We start from the raw sequence: 19744 nt of genomic DNA, 5'->3' as shown, positions 1-19744 counted from the left end.
CGGGAATAGCTCAGTTGGTAGAGCACGACCTTGCCAAGGTCGGGGTCGCGAGTTCGAGTCTCGTTTCCCGCTCCAGTTATAGATCTACAGGGTTCCACAGAATTCTGTAAGTCGTTGAAAAAAGGGCCGAAAGGCCCTTTTTTTATTTCAGTTGAAGCCACGCCGACCCATGGGCATCTGAACTTTTTCAGTCCAGAAAGTAGCCATGAAATCCGGACTCCCACCGTGGCGGTTTGTTGCTGGAGAGGAGCGTCGAGCCTTACGAGCATCTAGCCCTGAACTTCATGTTCAGGAGCTTGTACAGGGCACGCTCAGACACGACCGTTCGCCAGGCCAAGGCCACCGGCAAGGACTACACCCACGGCGATAGCGATGGCCTGTCACTCGATGTGACAGCGGCTGGCGGCAAGTCGTGGCACTTGTGCTACTCATGGGTTACCAAGCAAAAGCGCATGTCCCTTGGGACGTACCCCGAAGTAGGCTTGCGCCAGGCCCGTACGTTACGCGACGAGGCCCGTCGGCGATTGCCCAAGGCAGCGAGTTCGGGCCGCTGATCATTTCAAATGATATCAAGGGCAATAACCTGTTCGAGCAGAACAAGGCGCGGTTCAATGAGCGCAAGGGGCGGTGATCAAGAAGATCAACAGTCAGGTGCGGTTTATCAAGTAGCGAAGCCTTGTCCGCGTTGCCTCATAGGCAACTATGGGGCAGCGCGGACCTTCATATACAAAGCCACTTACTGAAGATTCATGCCTGAGATTTCAATCAGCTGTTCCCTGGTTGTACGCGAAGCGCCTTTAGGCTCCTTGTGCAACACAAAAAGGGTTATGCGTGAGAAGCTGGATCCTTCCTCGGTGACAAAGCCGAAGCCCGACAGCTGATGCTTGTCCGGGTCGAAGGTAGTAACGATCTCCTGCGCCCCAGTGCCAATATCGAGCTCTGCCAGGTAACGCTTCCCATCCGTGGTATCTAGAAAGACTTGAGGCGGTTTATTTTGTGAAAAAATGCATTCCATAGACTTCACGTCGAAAAATATCGATTTCGATTTCGATTTCGATGCCATGTGCGCGTCCTCCAACAAGTGAGTGTTGCAAACTTATTTTTTCGAAAGTACTGAAATAAATAAACTGGCAAAAATGTCAGGTGCCTGCCGCCGCTGGCAGGTTCCCCGGCACGCAGATGACGAGGTGATTTGAAACTCGCCTCGCGGGTGCGTTCGAAATATCTTTGATGCACATTTTCGATCAAGCCCGCGGAGCCCCCCAGGTGAGCATCAACTTCAACGACCTGCAAGCCTTTCGCGCCGTGGTCGAGCACGGCAGCTTCCGTCGAGCCTCGACGCCATCCCGATCAGCCGCAGGCCATGCGTTGTGAGCACAGCAGCAGGGTCAGCACTGCTCAGCTCGACCAGGCGTTGGATGCGGTGCTGGCTGCGCAAACTCCGCAAGCGCTGAGCGAGTCGTTGCAGGGCAGGGACTTCTGCACAGAACACTTGCGAGCGCGCTACGCCGTGCGTTTCGACGAGGCCAGCGCGCCGCGCCAGCAACAGCTGTGGCACGAGGCCTAAACGGCCGGGAGCAGGCTTATCTGGAGGCGATCGAGCCGGTCGTGCGTGAGCATGAGGCCGCCCAGGCGGCTTTGCGTCGCCAGCTGACCGACGCGGCGGTTGCCAGCAGTATGTAGCGCACGGAATCGAGGGTGGGGTGATGTTCTGCTGCCTGGTTGCATTCACGCAGAGGACATCATGCCCCATTCATTCCCGTCACCCGTTTCGAACGACGCGCTGCTCGCGCAGACATTGCCGGCGTGGTTGACCCGCGCGTCCACGGCCCATCGACGGGCGCTGTGCCAGGGCCTGCAGGCTCAACAGCGCGCGCAGCACGCGCTTGACCAGCAACTGGGTGCGTTGCTGGCGATCGATGCGTTCGCCGAGCCGCTGCTGGTGGAGGCCTTGCAAGACGCCAGCGGCCTTGCCCTGGATGTGCGGGCCTGCCGATTGCTGCGGGTCTGGACCGAAGTGCAACCCGTGGTGCCCGCCAGTCTTCCCTTGCCGATCATTACCCACCAACACACTCACAGCCTGCTGGCCGCCGCGTTGCACAACTTCTCGGAGAGTGAGGCGCAAGCCGGTGGGCTTGGCATCGAGTCGCGCCTGCTTGATGGCGCCGGCAATCCACTGGCGCTGGCGGCCAGCACTTTCGCCGCGCTCTGCCGCCGGCTGGACCTGGGAGGCCGCTACCAGGCCTATCTCAAGCAACGCCTGAGGCCAGCCGATGCGCCGGGCGAGGCGGGTGGTTACGCGCGGATCGTGGTCAATCGCCTGATGGAGGAGCAACTGCGTGCCAGCCTTGAAGTGGCCGTACGCCTTGCCCATTTGCAGGGCGATATCGACGATACCGCCTACCTGCGCTGGCTCCCGCAGTTTTCGGCGCAACCGATCGTGGCGACCACCGCCGAGGTGCTGCACTTGCGTCAGTTGCACCTGCTCGGGCACCCGCTTCACGGCGTCGCGGCATACGAGGTGCGCCACGGTGTCGACACGGTGGGTGTCATGGCCTGGCTGCCCGATGACCCCAAAGGCGCGGTTCTGAGCGCCGATACCTGGGACGCGCTGTACCGGATCCTTGGCCAGCGCCTGCGTGACCCCGGGTATGCACGCTACCTGCAGCGGTTCATCGGTGAGACCGAGCGCGTGGCGTTCGGGCTTGCTCTGGATGCGCGCCTGCAGGCCGATCGCGATGCGCCCGCGCTGCGCCTGGACGGGCGGGCACGTGAGGTGGAAGGCGAACTGCTTGCCTATTTGCGTCAGGTTCAGGTGCAAAGGCTGCTGGACGATGCCCGCGTGCTGGCCGTGCCCATCGATGACGAGGATCGCGAGAGGCGCAACGAACGTTTGCAGGGCTATCTGAATGCCGGGTTGGACCTGCTCGGGTTGGCGGCGTTGTTCGTTCCGGGCCTGGGCGAGGCGTTGCTGGGCATCGCCGCCTTGCAGGTGGTGCATGAGGCATACGAAGGGTACGAGGCCTGGCAACTGGGTGATCGCGAGGCTGCGCTGGGCCATCTGTTCGGCATCGCCGAGGGTTTGGCGCAAGGCGCCCTGAGCACAGGCTCCGAACAACTGCTGGGCGCTCTGCTGGAACGCAGCGCCTTTGTCGACGGCCTGCGCCCGGTGGTCACGGGGCGAGGGCGGGTGAAACTCTGTGACGGCGCCTTGAGCGACTACCGGCTGTCCGATGACGGGCATGTGGCCGGGCGGCTGGTGGGCGAGGGCGACCGCCGCTCTCTGACCTTGCACGAGGGACGCTATGCAGTAGTGCGCGAGGGCCCCGGCGAGCCTTGGCACATCAGTCATCCACGCCGTGCCGGGGCCCACGTGCCTCGGCTCGAAAGCAATGGCATGGATGGTTGGTGGCATGCCCTTGAAGCGCCGCAGCGCTGGGTGTCGCCAGTTCAATTGCTCAGGCGTCTGGGCGGCGACTTCATGGAAGTTACCCAAGCGCAGGCGCAGGCGTTGCTAGAGGTTACAGGTTTCGATGTCGAGCGGTTGCGGCGTCTGCTTCTGGAGCAGGCCGAGCCACCCGCACGCCTGCTCGACAGCCTGGAGCGCCTGGTCCTGCGTGACCGTTGGCCAGCATTGAGCGCACAAGCGCTGCAACACGGGCTGGCGTCAGACCTGCCGGCGCTGGCTGGCGAATCGGTATTGCGACGTGATTTCCCTAACCTGAGTCGGCGTGCTGCGCAGGCCCTGCTGCGCAGGGCAACGGGCGCAGAACTGCATACCCTGCGCACGTCGCGCAAAGTGCCTCTTGCGTTGGCCGAGGAGGCGCGTTGGCAGATGCGCGACAGCCGTCTGGACCAGGCCTGCGAGGGCGTGCTGCACGGCCGCTCGCTGAATCAGGACAGCGAACGCCTGACGTTGGCGCTGCTTGATCATCTGGCGCCCTGGCCGGCCGATGTGCGAGTCGAAATCCGCGATGCCTTGCCGGGCGGTACGCTGCTGGCTCACTGCGGGCCGGCGTCGGGGCACAAACGGTTGATCCTCAAGCGGCCGGAGGGGTATCTGGCTGCCGGCCCGGCTGGCCAGGGGCTTGCCGGGGCCTCGCCTGACGACAGCTTGCTGCAGGCATTGTCGAGGCATCTGCCAGCGGCGCAGAAGAGCTTGCTGGGTGACCAGGCCGCCACGCCGCAAGCATTGGGCCATTATCTGGTGCAACAGGCAGCGGTCCGGCGCGACCAGGCCGCAGGCTGGATCGGCATGAGCGTGGCGGGCACCGGTGTCCGACCGCCTGTGCGCTGGGGGGACGGGCGCCTGGGGTACCCCTTGAGCGGTCGCGGCGGTTCGAGTCGTCAGGCGCTGGAGCAGGGCATTCGTCAAGTGTTTCCGACGCTCGATGACGCGCAACTGCAGGCTTACATCAACGAACGGCTGCTTGCCGGTGACAACCTCTGGAGCCACATGAGTGCGTTGCATCAGCAGTTGCAGCGTCTGCAGTCGGCGCTGGCAGCCTGGCAGCGCTCGGCGGGCGACGCGCAACAGGCGCAGACCCGCCACCGGATCGCCGCCCGGTTGTTGCGCTGTTGGCGTCGGCAGTCGCCGGTGGTGCAAGGCGGCTACCGCCTTGTGCTCGAAGGCGAGTCTCTCCAGGTGCTGCCGGCCTTGCCCGCTGGGCTGGAGTTCGCGCATGTCCATTACCTGGCGCTGCACCGCCTTGAGCTTGGCGAAGTGGCGGGGGACTGGTTGCGGCGCTTTCCTGCTTTGCGTCGGCTCGACCTCAGCGACAACCGTCTGGTCGTGCTGCCGGATGCCCTTGGCGAGCTGAGCCATCTGGCCGAGCTCAACGTGTCGGGTAACCTCATCCGTTGGAGTGACCAGGCCAATCTTGCGATCGGTCGGCTGAACCTGCTCGAAGTGCTCAACGTCAATCGCAACCCGCTCGAGCAGATGCCGACGCTTGCGTCATTGACCCGCCTGCGCCAGGTTCACCTGCGCGCGACCGGGCTCACTCAGGTGCCACAGAGCTTGCCGAGGCTGGGAGGACTTGAGTACGCGGACCTGCGCGACAACCTGATCGTCGATCTGGACAGCACATTGTTCGAGCTGCCTCGCGGGCGGCTGGAGCATATCGCATTGCACGACAATCCGCTTTCTGCCGCCAGCCTTGCCCGGCTGGAAAGCTTCCTGCAAGGCGGGCGAGGGCCCCTGCGCCGATTGCTGCGCCACTTCCGGCCCGAAGAGGGCGCTCGCGATGTCTGGCTCGAGGGCCTTGATCGTTCGCAGCGCGCGATACGCCTGGGGCAATGGGACAACGTGGCGCAGCAGAGCGGCAGCTCCGGTTTGCTGAGGCTGCTGGGCGATTTGCGTGGCACCGCCGACTTTCGCAGCCAGCGGGCCGAGTTGCGCCAGCGAGTCTGGCGTGTGGTCGAGGCCTGCGAGCAGGATGGCCAGTTGCGTCAGGCGTTGTTCGAACTGGCAGCGCGTCCACGCAGCTGCAGTGACAGCGTCGCGCTCAACTTCAGCCATCTGGAAGTGCTGGCGCTGGTGCACCAACGCACCCATGGCGTGACCGGCGTAGGGGCAGAGCGGGATTTGCTGCGCCTGGGGCGCGACCTGTTTCGCCTGGACGAGGTGGAACGCCTGGCGACGCTGGACATCGAAAGCCGCTGGGATAGCGGTGCATTCGTCGACGACGTCGAGGTGCGCCTGGCCTACCGCGTCGGGTTGGCCGAGCCGCTGAACCTGCCCGCGCAACCTGAGGGTATGCGCTACGCCAGCAGCGCCGATGTGACGGCGCAGCAGCTCAGCCAGGTCCGCGCCCAGGTGCTGGGCGCCGAGCGAGGGCCGCGCCTGCTCGAGTCCCTGACCCAGCGCGAGTTCTGGCAGGCGCACCTGCGTGCCACCTATGGCGAGCAATTCGAGGCGACAGACCAACCCTTCCATCAGCGCCTGGAGGCGTTGCTAGAGGCCACTGACGACCTCACGGACGCTGAGTACCTGGCTGCCATCGATCAGGTCGCCCAGGCGCGTGAGCAGGCGCAACGGGCATTGATCTTCGAACTGACCCGCTCGGCCTGGCAGCGTCATCCAGGCTGAGTGTCGGCGAGCGTTATGTAGTGCCGATTGCGGTTATTGGCATGGTGTCCTGCGAGCCTCCAGACCCCGGAGGACACCATGAACAATCCTTTCATTCCCCACGTCACCGTCGACGCGCTGATTGCCCAGCGGTTGCCGTCCTGGCTTGCCGGCTTGCCTCAGGAGCAACGCAGTGCGCTGCGCCAGGCCCTTGTGCTTCAGCAGCAGGCCGAGCATCGGCTGCAACAGATGTTCGGGGCGGTCACGCCCCTTGAAGCGTTTGCCGAGAACCTGCTCGGCGAGGCCATGACTTTGATAACCGACGAGGATATCGATGTGCGTGGCGCCAGGCTGCTCAGCGTCTGGCATGAGCCAGTCGCGCCGCTCGTCGCCAGCCTGCCGCTCACCTGGCGGACCCACCGTTCCGAGCAGACCTTGCTGGCAGCGGCGTTGCACAACTTCAGCGAGGAGGAAAGCCGTGCCGAGGCATTCCATGCCGGCACGCACCTGACCGACGATCTGGGCGAAACGATCAAGGCCTTCAAGCCTGAGCAATACGCCTGGCTATGCCGTCAGCTCGATATCGGCGGCCAGTACCAGCGCTACCTCAAGACCCACTTCGAGCCAGAGGCTGCCGAGGCCAGGCAGCAGCTCGAGCAGCAGTTGGAGGCGGTGCACCGTGCCAACTTCGACGCTGCCGTTCAACTGGCGTTGGCCAAGGGGCAACTCGATGCGCTCAGTGGTCGGCAGTTGCGGCCGCTGCTGTCGCCAATCCCGTTGGTTGCGCTGGAGCCGGCGCTCCTGGTGCCACGCCAGCTTCACCTGCTGGGCAAGCGGGCGATCGGCGTGGTCACCCTGGAAGTGCGCCGTGACGCCGCGCCAGACGCAACGCTGGAGGGCGTGATCGCCTGGGTGCCAGGTGACCCCCACGGGGCCGTCAGTCGCCACGCCTCTTGGAATGCCTTGTATCGGGCGTTTGCCCAACGCTTTCGGCAGCCGGGTTACCCGGCGTTCTTCAAGCGCTTCCTTGCGCAGGGCGACCACATCGCCTTCGAGCGGGTGCTCGCCGGGTTGCTGGCCGAGAAGGGCTTGGTGGAACTGGACGGGCGCCACCTCGATTTCGACGGCGAGCTGTTTGTCCGGTTGCGGCAGGATCAGGTGGGGAAGATCCTGGGTGATGCGCGGGTGCTGGCGGTACCGACGGACGATGAGGATCGCCGCAGCCGCAGTGAACGCCTGGAGAGCTACCTGAACGCAGGCCTGGGCCTGCTCAATCTGGCCGCGCTGTTCGTGCCCGGGCTTGGCCTCGCCATGCTCGGCGTGGCGGCGTTGGAGATCGCCAAGGAGGTCTACGAGGGGTATGAGGACTGGCGCATCGGTGACCGCGAAGGCGCGCTGAATCATCTGTTCGGCGTGGCCGAGAACGTGGCGGCCAATGCGCTGCTGCTGGCTGGTGGTGTCGCGGTAGGCAAGGTCTTGCAGCGTGTGCATGTCGTCGATGAGCTGGTACCGGTGGTGGGTGCCGATGGCGAGGCGAGGTTGTGTCATCCCGAGCTGGAGGGTTACAGGGTCGAAGACAGTGAAGAGGATGCACTGGGCGAGGTGATCGACAACTTCACCTGGCAGCATGTGCGTACCCACGAGGGCAGCTTTGCCGTGCAGCCGCATGCCGCCAGCGACACCTGGCAGTTGCGCCATCCGCAGCGGCCGGCGGCGTTGCCGGTGGCGCTGCGGGACAATGGCGCCGGCGCCTGGCGCCATGCCCTGGAGAGTCCTCAGCACTGGCAGGGCGCGCGACTCTTGCGCCGCCTGGGCCGCGACCTGGCCGATATTCCTGAATCGACCATGGTCCAGGTGCTGGAGACCACCGGGTTCGACGAAGCGCGGTTGCGCCGGTTGCACCTCGAGGACGCACCAACGCCGGCTCGTCTGCTCGACGCTTTGGAGCGGCTTCAGCTGCATGAACAGCAGCCGGCACTGCGAGGGGACGCGTTCGACATGGCCCTGACGGCACGCCAGGCGCCTGCGGGCGAGGCTGCGCGACTGTTGCGCCGTGATTTCCCGGGGCTGACGGTGCGATGCGCCGAAGAAATCGCCGAACAGGCCAGCACGGGGCAGCTTGAGCAGATGACCCGCACCTCGCGCGTACCGCTGCTGCTTGCCGAACAGGCGCGCTGGGCGCTGCGCGACAGCCGCCTGGACCGTGCCTGCGCCGGGTTGCGCCAACCCTCGGCGATGAATGCCGATGGCGAGCGACTGGCGTTCGGGCTGCTCGACACCCTGTCGCCCTGGGCTGACGGTATCCGTGTGGTGCTGCACGATGGCCAGGCCAGTGGCCCGCAACTGCTGGTGCTGGGCAAGGCGGATGCCCTGGATGCAAGGCGTATCGTCAAGGGTGCCGGGGGCTACCAGGCCATTGCCGCAGATGGCCGGGCACTGGCTGCAGATAACCGCGAGGGCTCGCTGGTCAAGGCGTTGCTGCTGCACATGGAGCCGGTGCAGCACCTGAACCTGGGCAGTGTCACGTTGAGCGAAGGGCAATTGGCTGACGCGCTGGCCGCTCGGGCCGCCAGCCAGCGCGAAGAGGCTGCCAGGCTGCTAGGTCTGGCCCCGGTGGGCGGCGGCGTCCGGCCCCCGGTACGTTTGGGGGATGGTCGGCTGGGCTATCCACTGAGTGGTCGTGCCGAGGGTGGAAGGCAGGCGCTGCGTCACGCGTTGCGGCAGATTCATCCCGAGCTTGGCGATGCCGAGCTGGATGCCTACATCGCCGAACAGCTGCAGCGGCAGGTCAACCTCTGGGACCTTGTGACCGAACTTCTGCGTCAACACTCACAGCTCGAACAACAACTGGCGACTTGGCGCCGAGGTGCCGTGGGGCGCTCGCAGCAGGTTGCGCGTAAACGCATGGCGAAATACCTGTTGCGCAGTTGGCGCCACCAGGCGTTGATGCTGGAGGGCGAGCAGATCTATATGAGCATCGAGAGCGAGAGGGTAGGGGCGATGCCTGACTTACCGGCCGGTGTGCGCTTTGACAACGTGACGCGACTGACCCTGCGCAATCTGGATCTGGACAGTTTGAATCCAGCGTTCTTCGGACGTTTCGGCAAGCTGCAGCGCCTGGATCTGCGGGGCAATCGGCTCACCGGTCTACCGGCGACGCTGGAAGGGCTCGGCAGCTTGGAGGAACTGGAGCTGGCGGATAATCGGATTGTCCTGGGGCCTGAGAACCGCCGACGCCTGGAGCGCCTGGGACAGCTGCGTCGCCTCAACCTGAACCGCAACCCGCTGGTTGCCGCGCCGCGCCTGGAGGGGCTGTCCCGGTTGCGCCACGTATGCCTGCGCGGTACAGGGCTGACTCAGGTGCCGCAAGGGCTGGCGGGTTTGGCAGGTCTTGAGTATGCCGACCTGCGCGGCAACCGCATCGTCACCCTCGACAATGCGTTCTTCGGTATGCCGTCACGCAGCATCGAGCGTATCCACTTGCACGACAACCCGCTGGATCTGCGCAGTGAAGCGCGCCTGAGCGCGTTTCTCCAGGCCGAGCCCCACCGCCTGCGTCGCCTGGTCGGGCACACCGACAGCACAGTCCAGAACCGTGACGCCTGGTTGCAGTTGCTGGAGCCGGATGACCGCCTGTTGCGGGGCATACAGTGGGACAGCTTGATGCACGAACCTGGGGCAGCCGATTTTTACCAGCTGCTCGCCGATCTGCGAGCAACAGAGGATTTCATCTTTCATCGCGGTGACCTGACTGCGCGGGCCTGGCGGGTGATCGAGAGCTGCGTAGGCAATACCGGGCTGCGCGAGCGATTGTTCGAGCTGGCCGGACATCCGCGCACCTGCAGCGACAGTGTGGCGCTGAACTTCAGCCTGCTGGAGGTGCAATCCTGGGTGTACCTGCGCACTGCTGGCCAGACAGGCCCGGCGGCCGAGCGCAGCTTGCAGCGATTGGGTCGTTCGCTGTTCCGGCTTGATGAGGTCGATCGCGCGGCGTCCGAGGAAATTGCCAGGCGCGCGGCCCGTGGCATCGAGTACGACGAGGTCGAGATCCGCCTGATGTACCGCGTAGGCCTGGCACAGTCCCTGGACCTGCCTGGGCAGCCGAGCAACATGCGTTTTCCGACCAGCGCCGAGGTTTCGCATCGCAGCCTGGTGGCGGTGCGCAGCCAGGTACTGATTGCCGAGCGCACGCCGCGCTTGATCGCGTCGGTGGCCCAGCGCGAGTTCTGGCAGACGCACCTGCGCGAGACCTATGCACAACGTTTCGAAGACACCGACCAGCCCTTCTATGAGCAGTTGGAGCAGTTGCAGCAAGCCGCTCTGCCGGAGGGTGAATACCTGTCGGGCACCAGCGCGGTGGCCGAGGCCCGTGAGGCGGCTATGCAGACGCTTATCGAAACCCTGACCCAGGAAATCTTTACTCGCAATCCGTTATGAGCGGCATGAAGCGGGGCGCAGGCGCAAGCCTGCGCCCCGCGGGCTTCAGAAGCCGAAGTCGCTCAAGCCCGGGTGATCATCGGGCCTGCGCCCCAGCGGCCAGCGGAACTTGCGCTCGGCTTCGGTGATGGGTTGTTCGTTGATGCTGGCGTGGCGGTTGCGCATCAGGCCGTCCTCGGCGAACTCCCAGTTCTCGTTGCCGTAGGCGCGGTACCACTGGCCGCTGTCGTCGTGGTACTCGTAGGCGTAGCGCACGGCGATGCGGTTGCCGGTGAAGGCCCACAGCTCTTTGATCAGGCGGTATTCCAGCTCGCGGTTCCACTTGCGGGTGAGGAAGGCCTGGGCCTCCTCGCGGCTGTTGCAGAACTCGGCGCGATTGCGCCAGTGGGTATCGAGGGTGTAGGCGAGTGCGACCTTGGCGGGGTCTCGGCTGTTCCAGCCGTCCTCGGCCAGGCGGACTTTCTCGATGGCGCTTTCGCGGGTGAAGGGCGGAAGTGGAGGGCGGGGCATTGGGCGTTCCTCAGCTTGCAGTGGTCAGCGGGATGCTGTGCACGGCTTGAAGGCTAGCCCGGCAGGTTGTGCAGGGAAATCCTTGCCTGGCTCACTTCACAATTGCAGGCGGCGGAACAATTGCAGCATCAGCCGCGCGGTCACCGTCCGCGCGGCTTTTCAGATGATCAGTCCCAAGCCGGCGCCAGGCCGTCGGGGCTGACTTCGCGACCGTTGCGCTCAAGTGTGGCGATCAGCGCCATGTCGTCGGCATCCAGGTGCAGGCTGCGGGCAAGCAGGTTGCTGGCCAGGTTTTCGCGCTTGGTCGACGACGGGATCACCGCGTAACCCAGCTGCAGGGCCCAGGCCAGGGCTACCTGGGCGACGGTGGCCTTGTGCTTGGCAGCAATCTGGGCAAGTACCGGGTCCTTCAGCACCTTGCCATAGGCCAGGGTCATGTAGGAGGTGGTGGTGATGCCCTGCTCCTTGAGGAAGGTAGTCAGTTTGGCGTTCTGCAGATAGGGGCTGAGCTCGATCTGGTTGGTGGCGATCTCGCCTTTGCCGACGGCTTCAATGGCCTGGCGGGTCAGCTCGATGTTGAAGTTGGAAACGCCTATCTGGCGGGCCAGGCCCAGTTTCTTGGCTTCAGCCAGGGCCTGCATGTATTCGGCCAGTTCCACGCCGTTGCCCGGCGCTGGCCAGTGGATCAGCAGCAGGTCGACGTAATCGGTACGCAGCTTGGCCAGGCTCTCGCGCAGGCTCGGCAGCAGCTTGTCGGCCGCATAGTTGTCGACCCAGATCTTGGTGGTGATGAACAGTTCGCTGCGCGGCACGCCGCTTTCGGCGATGGCCTGGCCGACCTCGGCTTCGTTCTTGTAGATCTGCGCGGTGTCGATGGCGCGGTAACCCAGCTGCAGTGCCGACTTGACCGAGTCGATGACGGCTTGGCCAGTCAGGCGGAAGGTGCCAAGGCCGAAGGATGGAATGCTCATGGGGCTGCTCCTGTGGTGGGATGCCGGGGCTGCGTGCTGCGGCATCGTTCGGATAGGCGGCAGTGTGCGGTACTCACAGGTTTTGATTAAGGTGTCGGGGCGCCAAGGTCCTTTGATCTGGAGTCATGAGTGAGTGGTTTTTTCATGCCTGGCAAAGGGGGAAACACGCTGAAAACCGCTGTGGCTTCGCGCCTTTGAACAGGTAGTTGGTCGCAATTCTCACGTTGCCTCGGAACTAACTACACTGAGATGTCTCTATGATGGCGTCGGCAGACAGCAGGGGGGGCATTGTAAGGTGACCTCCGCCTGATTAGACTGCGCCGAATTCGTACGCAAAGCCCTACGTTAAGGACGTATATGATCAAGAAATGCTTGTTCCCGGCAGCCGGTTACGGCACTCGTTTCCTGCCCGCTACCAAAGCCATGCCCAAGGAAATGCTGCCGGTGGTCAACAAGCCACTGATCCAGTATGGCGTTGAAGAAGCACTGGACGCCGGCCTGAATGAAATTTCCATCGTCACCGGCCGCGGCAAGCGCGCCCTGGAAGACCACTTCGACATCAGCTACGAGCTGGAAAACCAGATCAAGGGCACCGACAAGGAAAAATACCTGGTCGGCATCCGTCGTCTGCTGGACGAGTGCTCGTTCGCCTACACCCGCCAGACCGAAATGAAAGGCCTGGGCCACGCCATCCTCACCGGCCGCCCGCTGATCGGTGACGAGCCGTTCGCCGTGGTACTGGCCGACGACCTGTGCGTCAACCTTGAAGGCGATGGCGTGCTCGCGCAAATGGTCGCGCTGTACAAGAAGTACCGCTGCTCGATCGTTGCCATCCAGGAAGTCGACCCGCAAGAAACCAACAAGTACGGCGTCATCGCCGGTGAAGAGATCAAGGACGGCATCTTCCGCGTGGATTCCATGGTCGAGAAGCCGAAGCCGGAAGACGCACCGTCGAACCTGGCCATCATCGGCCGTTACATCCTGACCCCGGACATCTTCGAGAAGATCGAACAGACCGAGCCAGGCAAAGGCGGCGAGATCCAGATCACCGACGCCCTGATGAAGCAGGCCGCCGAAGGCAACGTGATCGCCTACAAGTTCAAGGGCAAGCGTTTCGACTGCGGTGGCGCCGAAGGCTACATCGAGGCGACCAACTTCTGCTTCGAAAACTTCTACAAGACCGGCAAGGCGTACTGATAAGCACTGGCTGGTTTGAAGCCACCCCTCGGGGTAGTGCTTTTGCTGCATTGGGGCTGCTGCGCAGCCCTTCGCGGGTGAACCCGCTCCCACACGGCTTGCGCTGTACCTGTGGGAGCGGGTTTACCCGCGAAGGGCCGCAAGGCGGCCCCAGTGCTTTATGGCAAAAGCCTATCTCCTGGGGTGGCTTTTTTGTTTGTGGCAGGCAACGGCGCTATGCTGGGCGCCTGCCAAGGAGACTGACTACATGGCCTACGATTTTGATCTGTTCGTGATTGGCGCCGGTTCCGGCGGTGTACGTGCGGCGCGTTTCGCCGCAGGCTTCGGCGCCAAGGTGGCCGTTGCCGAGAGCCGCTACCTGGGCGGTACCTGCGTCAACGTCGGCTGCGTGCCGAAAAAACTGCTGGTGTACGGCGCCCATGTCGCCGATGAGCTGGAACAGGCCGCCGGTTTCGGCTGGACCCTGGAAGAAGGCCACTTCGACTGGGGCACCCTGATCGCCAACAAGAACCGCGAGATCGAGCGCCTCAATGGCATCTATCGCAACCTGCTGGTCAACAGCGGCGTCACCTTGCTGACCGGCCACGCGCGCATCACCGGTGCCAACGAAGTGGAAGTGGAAGGCCAGCGCTACAGCGCTGCGAACATCCTGATCGCCACCGGCGGCTGGCCGCAGGTGCCGGACATTCCGGGCAAGGAGCTGGCGATCACCTCCAACGAGGCGTTCTACCTCAAGGACCTGCCGCGCCGGGTGCTGGTGGTCGGTGGTGGCTACATCGCCGTCGAGTTTGCCGGGATCTTCCAGGGCCTGGGCGCCGATACCACGCTGCTGTACCGCGGCGACCTGTTCCTGCGCGGCTTTGATGGCTCGGTGCGCACGCACCTCAAGGAAGAGCTGGAAAAACGCGGCATGGACCTGCAGTTCAACGCCGATATCCAGCGCATCGACAAGCTCGACGACGGCAGCCTCAAGGCCACCCTCAAGGATGGCCGCGAGCTGGTCGCCGACTGCGTGTTCTACGCCACCGGGCGCCGGCCGATGCTGGACAACCTGGGCCTGGAAAATACCGGTGTGGAACTGGACGAGCGCGGCTTCATCCGTGTCGATGAGCAGTACCAGACCACCGCGCCGTCGATCCTGGCCATTGGCGATGTGATCGGCCGCGTGCAGCTCACCCCGGTGGCGCTGGCCGAAGGCATGGCCGTGGCCCGGCGTTTGTTCAAGCCCGAGCAGTACCGCCCGGTGGATTACCAGAACATCCCCACCGCAGTGTTCAGCCAGCCGCCGATCGGTACCGTGGGCTTGACCGAAGAGCAGGCGCTGCAGGCCGGGCACAAGGTGCAGATCTTCGAGAGCCGCTTCCGGGCGATGAAACTGACCCTCACCGATATCCAGGAAAAGACCCTGATGAAGCTGGTGGTGGATGCCGACACCGACAAGGTGCTGGGCTGCCACATGGTCGGGCCGGATGCCGGCGAGATCATCCAGGGCCTGGGCATCGCGCTGAAGGCCGGGGCTACCAAGCAGCAGTTCGACGAGACCATCGGCGTGCACCCGACGGCGGCCGAAGAGTTCGTCACCATGCGTACCGTTACCCGCTGATCCGCGTCACCCCTGATCGCGGGGCAAGCCCGCTCCCACGCCAGAACCGTCGCTTCCATGCGATTCTGGCGTGGGAGCGGGCTTGCCCCGCGATGCTTTTTGGCTCGCGCAATCCTTTGCTCAGCTCAATCCCTTCTATTAATAAACCCACCTTATAGCCAAAACCAATCACAAGCATGAGCTTTGCCAATGAGCCTTCAGCCGGAGCAGTCGGTAGGATTCACTCCATCAACTGATTCCAACCCCATGAAGGAGCGTCTCTCATGCCAATCATCAACAGCCAGGTCAAACCGTTCACCGCCACCGCCTACCACAAGGGCGAGTTCGTTCAGGTCAGCGAAGCCGACCTGAAAGGCAAATGGTCCGTCGTGTTCTTCTACCCGGCCGACTTCACCTTCGTCTGCCCGACCGAGCTGGGCGACCTGGCCGACAACTACGCCGAGTTCCAGAAGCTGGGCGTCGAGATCTACGGCGTGTCCACCGACACCCACTTCACCCACAAAGCCTGGCACGACACCTCGGACACCATCGGCAAGATCCAGTACCCGCTGATCGGTGACCCGACCCACATCATCTCGCGCAACTTCGACGTACTGATCGAAGAAGCTGGCCTGGCCGATCGCGGTACCTTCGTGATCAACCCGCAAGGCCAGATCAAGATCGTCGAACTGAACGACGGTGGTGTAGGCCGTGACGCTGCCGAGCTGCTGCGCAAAGTCAAAGCCGCCCAGTACGTTGCCGCCCACCCGGGTGAAGTGTGCCCGGCCAAGTGGAAAGAAGGCGAAGCCACCCTGGCGCCGTCCCTGGATCTGGTTGGCAAGATCTAAGTCGATGTGCACCTCGCGGGCGGTAGACAGCCGCCAAAGCTGAAGTACCTACCGCCCCGTAAAAACGCCCGGGCGATCCTGCCTGGGCGTTTTTGTATCCGAAGTTTGAAAAAGGAATCGCCCGTATGTTGGACGCCACGCTTAAATCGCAACTGAAAACCTACCTGGAGCGGGTCACCCAGCCGATCGAAATCGTCGCTTCCCTCGACGACGGCGCGAAGTCCCGCGAATTGCACGACCTGCTGGTGGAAATCGCCGGCCTGTCGAACCACATTACCTTCAGCGCGGACGGCAGCGACGCCCGTCGTCCTTCGTTCTCGCTGAATCGCCCTGGGGCGGACATTAGCCTGCGTTTTGCCGGCATCCCCATGGGCCACGAATTCACCTCCCTGGTGCTTGCGCTGTTGCAGGTCGGCGGCCACCCCTCGAAAGCCAGCGCCGAAGTGATCGAGCAGATCCAGGGCTTGCAGGGTGAGTTCAACTTCGAAACCTACTTCTCGCTGTCGTGCCAGAACTGCCCGGACGTGGTCCAGGCGCTGAACCTGATGGCGGTGCTCAACCCCAACGTGCGCCACGTCGCGATCGACGGCGCGCTGTTCCAGGATGAAGTGGAAAGCCGCAAGGTCATGGCCGTTCCGAGCATCTACCTGAATGGCGAAGTGTTCGGCCAGGGCCGTATGGGCCTTGAGGAAATCCTCGGCAAGATCGACACCAGTGCCGGCGCGCGTCAGGCCGAGAAGATCAATGCCAAGGACGCTTTCGACGTGCTGGTGGTCGGTGGTGGCCCGGCCGGTGCGGCGGCGGCCATCTATGCCGCGCGCAAAGGCATCCGTACCGGGGTTGCCGCCGAGCGTTTCGGCGGCCAGGTGCTCGATACCCTGGCCATCGAGAACTTCATCTCGGTGCAGGAAACCGAAGGGCCGAAACTGGCCACGGCGCTGGAAGAGCACGTCAAGCAGTACGACGTCGACATCATGAACCTGCAGCGCGGCGAAGCGCTGATCCCAGCCGTTGACGGTGGCCTGCACGAAGTACGCCTGGCCGGCGGCGCCTCGCTAAAGGCCAAGACCGTGATCCTGGCCACCGGTGCCCGCTGGCGCGAAATGAACGTGCCGGGCGAGCAGGAATACCGCGCCCGTGGCGTGGCCTACTGCCCGCACTGCGACGGCCCGCTGTTCAAGGGCAAGCGGGTGGCGGTGATCGGCGGTGGCAACTCCGGTGTGGAAGCGGCCATCGATCTGGCCGGTATCGTCGCCCAGGTGACCCTGATCGAGTTCGACAGCCAGTTGCGCGCCGACGCGGTACTGCAGCGCAAGTTGCACAGCCTGCCGAACGTCACGGTGATCACCCGTGCGCTGACCACCGAAGTGGTCGGCAATGGCGAGAAGGTGACTGGCCTGCGTTACAAGGACCGCAGCACCGATGAAGTGCATGAGCTGGCGCTGGAAGGCATCTTCGTGCAGATCGGCCTGCTGCCGAACACCGATTGGCTCAAGGGCACTGTCGAGCTGTCGCCGCGTGGCGAGATCATCGTCGATGCCAAGGGCCAGACCAGCATCCCCGGCGTGTTCGCTGCCGGTGACGTGACCACGGTGCCGTACAAGCAGATCGTCATCGCCGTGGGCGAGGGTGCCAAGGCTTCGCTGGCGGCCTTTGATCACCTGATCCGGACTTCGGCGCCGGCGTAAGGCTGTTCCGGACTCATCGCGGGGCAAGCCCGCTCCCACGAGCTTGTATCAGGCTCGTGGGAGCGGGCTTGCCCCGCGATTGCTTTGGTGTGGCAGTGGCTATCATGAAGGGCAGGCCTATTTCGGAACCACGCCATGACCCTGATCAGCCGCGAACCCTGGTGGCTCGTGCCACCCCAGCCCGGGCAGAAAGAGCAGGACCTGCACTGGGGCTACCTGGAAATCTACGCCGACGGCCGTACCGTATTCGTCGACCAGCGCCCCAGCGAGCGTGAAATGGCCGAGCGCAAGAGCTGTCGCAACTTCCCCGAAGCACTCAAGCCCTGACGTCAGCCTTCAAGCTGGGCCAGGCGTTCCTCCAGCGCGGCGATCCGCGCTTCCAGCGCTTCGATGCGCTCCTGCGAGACACTGCCGGCACTGCTGCGTGCGCCACCTTCCTGCTGACGCGCGGCGAGGATTTCCTCGATTTGGGCCGGGTCGCCCAGGGCATGGGTGTAGCGGTCCTCACGCTGGCCGGCCTGGCGCGGCAGGTGCAGGGCCAGGCCACGGGAGATCAGGCGCTCCAGCTGGTGCTGGACCTGGTCGACGTCTTCGAAATCATGCAGGCGGTTGCTGCGGGTGAGCAGTTCGTTCAGGGTTTGCGGGCCGCGCAGGAACATCAGGCCCATCAGCACCAGCTGCGCCGGTACCAGCTCCAGCGCCTTGTCCACCCGCTGTTCCCAGCGGTCGGCACGGCTGCCCATCTGCAGGCGGGCCATGTTCTGCCCTTCGAGGGCGCGCAGGGCCTGGCCAACCTGGCCGGGGGAGAGGTTCATGACAGGTTCGCGGCTGGTTTTCTGGTTGCAGGCCAGGACCAGGGCATTGAGGGTCAGGGGGTAGGTTTCCGGGCTGCTGGCCTGCTTTTCGATCAACGAACCGAGGACGCGGATTTCGGTACTGTTGAAGCGGCCTTCGCCGGTGCTTTGGTGTTCAGACATGGCCCTGTCTCATTGCGAGGAAAAGGCCACTAGCCTAGGTAAACTGCCTGGCTTAAGCAATCGTCGAACACATCGCGGGGCAAGCCCGCTCCCACGCTATGAACTGCTACTCGAGGGTTGGATTGGTGTCCAACTTCTTTGGGGGCAGTCCAAAGCGTGGGAGCGGGCTTGCCCCGCGATGGCCCTATCAGGCGCTGCGCTGTTCCATGGCCTGGCACGCGGCGGCCGTGAACAGCACGTCGGTGGACGAGTTCAGCGCCGTCTCCGCCGAATCCTGCAGCACGCCGATGATGAACCCGACCGCCACCACCTGCATGGCGACCTCGCTGGGAATACCGAACAGGCTGCAGGCCAGCGGGATCAGCAGCAGCGAACCGCCGGCCACGCCCGAGGCGCCGCAGGCACACACCGCCGCTACCACGCTGAGCAGCACGGCGGTGGGCAGGTCGACCGGGATGCCCAGGGTGTGCACGGCCGCCAGGGTCAGCACGGTGATGGTGATCGCCGCGCCGGCCATGTTGATGGTCGCGCCCAGCGGGATCGACACCGAATAGGTGTCCTCGTGCAGGCCGAGCTTCTCCGACAGCGCCAGGTTGACCGGGATGTTGGCCGCCGAGCTACGGGTGAAGAACGCGGTGATACCGCTTTCGCGCAGGCACAGCAACACCAGCGGGTAAGGGTTGCGGCGGATTTTCCAGAACACGATCAGCGGGTTCATCACCAGGGCCACGAACAGCATGCAGCCGATCAGCACGGCCAGCAGGTGCAGGTAACCCAGCAGGGCGTCCAGGCCGGACTGTGCCAGCGTCGAGCTGACCAGGCCGAAAATGCCCAGCGGGGCGAAGCGGATGACCACGCGCACGATCAGAGTGACGCCGTTGGACAGGTCCTCGACCACGGTGCGGGTGGTGTCATTGGCATGACGCAGGGCGATGCCCAGGCCGATGGCCCAGGTCAGGATGCCGATGAAGTTGGCATTGAGCAGGGCGTTGATCGGATTGTCGACGGCGCTCAGCAGCAGGTTCTGCAGTACTTCGCTGATGCCGCCGGGGGCACTGAGCGAAGCCTCGCTGGCGCTCAGCACCAGCTGCGAGGGGAACAACATGCTGGCGGCCACGGCCACTACCGCGGCGGCAAAGGTGCCCAGCAGGTACAGCCAGAGGATCGGGCGGATATGGGTTTCCTGGCCATGGCGGTGGTTGGCGATCGAGGCCATCACCAGGATGAACACCAGCACCGGCGCAACCGCTTTCAGGGCGCTGACGAACACCTTGCCAAGGAAACCGAGGTCGAGGGCCACGGAGGGGGCGAGCAGGGCCAGCGCGATGCCGGCCACCAGGCCGATGCAGATCTGCGTCACCAGGCCGGTGCGGTTGATGAGACGAAGAACGGGGGTCATGTGCAGCGCAATCTCGGGGGTGAATGAACCGCGTACTCTACCACAGCCAGGTTTGGCACTTATCG

General features: G+C 64.0%; 14 protein-coding genes and 2 pseudogenes. 11 read left to right on the top strand and 5 right to left on the bottom strand.

Translation table 11 applies throughout. The features are described 5' to 3' along the window. Positions 1–284 precede the first annotated feature (284 nt). Together F6X61_RS16490 and F6X61_RS27275 are read left to right on the top strand one after the other, a co-directional pair. Positions 285–542 (top strand): annotated as a pseudogene (locus tag F6X61_RS16490) (Arm DNA-binding domain-containing protein); the annotation flags it as partial. After that, positions 539–669: pseudogene (locus F6X61_RS27275) on the top strand (L(+)-tartrate dehydratase subunit beta); the annotation flags it as partial. The pseudogenes F6X61_RS16490 and F6X61_RS27275, both read left to right, overlap by 4 nt. 67 nt (positions 670–736) lie before the next feature. Here the strand turns inward: F6X61_RS27275 and F6X61_RS16480 are convergent. Beyond that, positions 737–1063, bottom strand: a complete 327-nt coding sequence (locus F6X61_RS16480; protein WP_153787507.1) for a hypothetical protein — start codon at positions 1061–1063, stop codon at positions 737–739. A 203-nt stretch (positions 1064–1266) separates the two neighbouring features. Here F6X61_RS16480 and F6X61_RS27005 point away from each other — a divergent pair, with 203 nt between their 5' ends. From F6X61_RS27005 to F6X61_RS16465, 4 genes are all read left to right on the top strand, one after another. Continuing rightward, positions 1267–1374 carry a LysR family transcriptional regulator gene (locus F6X61_RS27005; protein WP_178125833.1) on the top strand — a complete coding sequence of 36 codons (108 nt, stop codon included), beginning with the start codon at positions 1267–1269 and terminating at the stop codon, positions 1372–1374. Continuing rightward, positions 1364–1567 (top strand): NEL-type E3 ubiquitin ligase domain-containing protein, encoded by a 204-nt coding sequence (locus F6X61_RS16475; RefSeq protein ID WP_153787506.1) that lies wholly within the window; start codon positions 1364–1366, stop codon positions 1565–1567. The genes F6X61_RS27005 and F6X61_RS16475 overlap by 11 nt, the downstream gene beginning before the upstream one ends. Positions 1568–1744: 177 nt before the next feature. Then, a complete protein-coding gene (locus tag F6X61_RS16470; RefSeq protein WP_153787505.1) occupies positions 1745–6091 on the top strand; it encodes an NEL-type E3 ubiquitin ligase domain-containing protein in 4347 nt (1448 codons plus the stop codon). Between the two features lie 78 nt (positions 6092–6169). After that, entirely contained in the window at positions 6170–10507 is a 4338-nt protein-coding gene (locus tag F6X61_RS16465) for an NEL-type E3 ubiquitin ligase domain-containing protein (protein ID WP_153787504.1), read from the top strand. A gap of 45 nt (positions 10508–10552) precedes the next feature. On the opposite strand, the gene F6X61_RS16460 is transcribed toward F6X61_RS16465, so the two are convergent. Together F6X61_RS16460 and dkgB are read right to left on the bottom strand one after the other, a co-directional pair. Beyond that, the gene (locus F6X61_RS16460; protein WP_153787503.1) at positions 10553–11017 is read right to left on the bottom strand and encodes a DUF1348 family protein; all 465 of its coding nucleotides are present in this window, start codon (positions 11015–11017) and stop codon (positions 10553–10555) included. A 167-nt stretch (positions 11018–11184) separates the two neighbouring features. Continuing rightward, the gene (dkgB, locus tag F6X61_RS16455) at positions 11185–11988 is read right to left on the bottom strand and encodes a 2,5-didehydrogluconate reductase DkgB (RefSeq protein ID WP_153787502.1); all 804 of its coding nucleotides are present in this window, start codon (positions 11986–11988) and stop codon (positions 11185–11187) included. A gap of 357 nt (positions 11989–12345) precedes the next feature. On the opposite strand from dkgB, the gene galU reads away from it, so the two are divergent. The 5 genes from galU (at position 12346) to F6X61_RS16430 (ending at position 17630) form a co-directional block, all read left to right on the top strand. Beyond that, a complete protein-coding gene (gene galU / locus F6X61_RS16450; protein ID WP_046855135.1) occupies positions 12346–13185 on the top strand; it encodes a UTP--glucose-1-phosphate uridylyltransferase GalU in 840 nt (279 codons plus the stop codon). 247 nt (positions 13186–13432) lie between these two features. After that, positions 13433–14788 (top strand): glutathione-disulfide reductase, encoded by a 1356-nt coding sequence (gene gorA / locus F6X61_RS16445; RefSeq protein WP_153787501.1) that lies wholly within the window; start codon positions 13433–13435, stop codon positions 14786–14788. Positions 14789–15051: 263 nt separating this feature from the next. Then, positions 15052–15615 carry an alkyl hydroperoxide reductase subunit C gene (ahpC, locus tag F6X61_RS16440; protein WP_110993908.1) on the top strand — a complete coding sequence of 188 codons (564 nt, stop codon included), beginning with the start codon at positions 15052–15054 and terminating at the stop codon, positions 15613–15615. 125 nt (positions 15616–15740) lie between these two features. Further along, positions 15741–17303, top strand: coding sequence for an alkyl hydroperoxide reductase subunit F (ahpF, locus tag F6X61_RS16435; protein WP_153787500.1), 1563 nt, complete (start codon positions 15741–15743; stop codon positions 17301–17303). A 135-nt stretch (positions 17304–17438) separates the two neighbouring features. Then, a complete protein-coding gene (locus F6X61_RS16430; protein WP_110993906.1) occupies positions 17439–17630 on the top strand; it encodes a hypothetical protein in 192 nt (63 codons plus the stop codon). 2 nt (positions 17631–17632) lie between these two features. On the opposite strand, the gene F6X61_RS16425 is transcribed toward F6X61_RS16430, so the two are convergent. Then, positions 17633–18280, bottom strand: a complete 648-nt coding sequence (locus F6X61_RS16425) for a YceH family protein (RefSeq protein WP_153787499.1) — start codon at positions 18278–18280, stop codon at positions 17633–17635. A 187-nt stretch (positions 18281–18467) separates the two neighbouring features. Next, the gene (gene sstT, locus F6X61_RS16420; RefSeq protein ID WP_153787498.1) at positions 18468–19679 is read right to left on the bottom strand and encodes a serine/threonine transporter SstT; all 1212 of its coding nucleotides are present in this window, start codon (positions 19677–19679) and stop codon (positions 18468–18470) included. Positions 19680–19744: the final 65 nt, after the last annotated feature.

The sequence above is a fragment of the Pseudomonas sp. EMN2 genome (assembly GCF_009650555.1).
Taxonomy (GTDB): domain Bacteria; phylum Pseudomonadota; class Gammaproteobacteria; order Pseudomonadales; family Pseudomonadaceae; genus Aquipseudomonas; species Aquipseudomonas sichuanensis.
Note: the sequence above shows the minus strand (reverse complement) of the source record. Positions and strands in the feature narration are given on the sequence as shown.

Bases quoted from the DNA above. Each gene is read 5' to 3' on its own strand.
- F6X61_RS16480 (WP_153787507.1), bottom strand. From the start codon at position 1,063: ATGGCATCGAAATCGAAATCGAAATCGATATTTTTCGACGTGAAGTCT.
- F6X61_RS16475 (WP_153787506.1), top strand. From the start codon at position 1,364: ATGCGTTGTGAGCACAGCAGCAGGGTCAGCACTGCTCAGCTCGACCAG.
- F6X61_RS16470 (WP_153787505.1), top strand. From the start codon at position 1,745: ATGCCCCATTCATTCCCGTCACCCGTTTCGAACGACGCGCTGCTCGCG.
- F6X61_RS16465 (WP_153787504.1), top strand. From the start codon at position 6,170: ATGAACAATCCTTTCATTCCCCACGTCACCGTCGACGCGCTGATTGCC.
- F6X61_RS16460 (WP_153787503.1), bottom strand. From the start codon at position 11,017: ATGCCCCGCCCTCCACTTCCGCCCTTCACCCGCGAAAGCGCCATCGAG.
- dkgB (WP_153787502.1), bottom strand. From the start codon at position 11,988: ATGAGCATTCCATCCTTCGGCCTTGGCACCTTCCGCCTGACTGGCCAA.
- galU (WP_046855135.1), top strand. From the start codon at position 12,346: ATGATCAAGAAATGCTTGTTCCCGGCAGCCGGTTACGGCACTCGTTTC.
- gorA (WP_153787501.1), top strand. From the start codon at position 13,433: ATGGCCTACGATTTTGATCTGTTCGTGATTGGCGCCGGTTCCGGCGGT.
- ahpC (WP_110993908.1), top strand. From the start codon at position 15,052: ATGCCAATCATCAACAGCCAGGTCAAACCGTTCACCGCCACCGCCTAC.
- ahpF (WP_153787500.1), top strand. From the start codon at position 15,741: ATGTTGGACGCCACGCTTAAATCGCAACTGAAAACCTACCTGGAGCGG.
- F6X61_RS16430 (WP_110993906.1), top strand. From the start codon at position 17,439: ATGACCCTGATCAGCCGCGAACCCTGGTGGCTCGTGCCACCCCAGCCC.
- F6X61_RS16425 (WP_153787499.1), bottom strand. From the start codon at position 18,280: ATGTCTGAACACCAAAGCACCGGCGAAGGCCGCTTCAACAGTACCGAA.
- sstT (WP_153787498.1), bottom strand. From the start codon at position 19,679: ATGACCCCCGTTCTTCGTCTCATCAACCGCACCGGCCTGGTGACGCAG.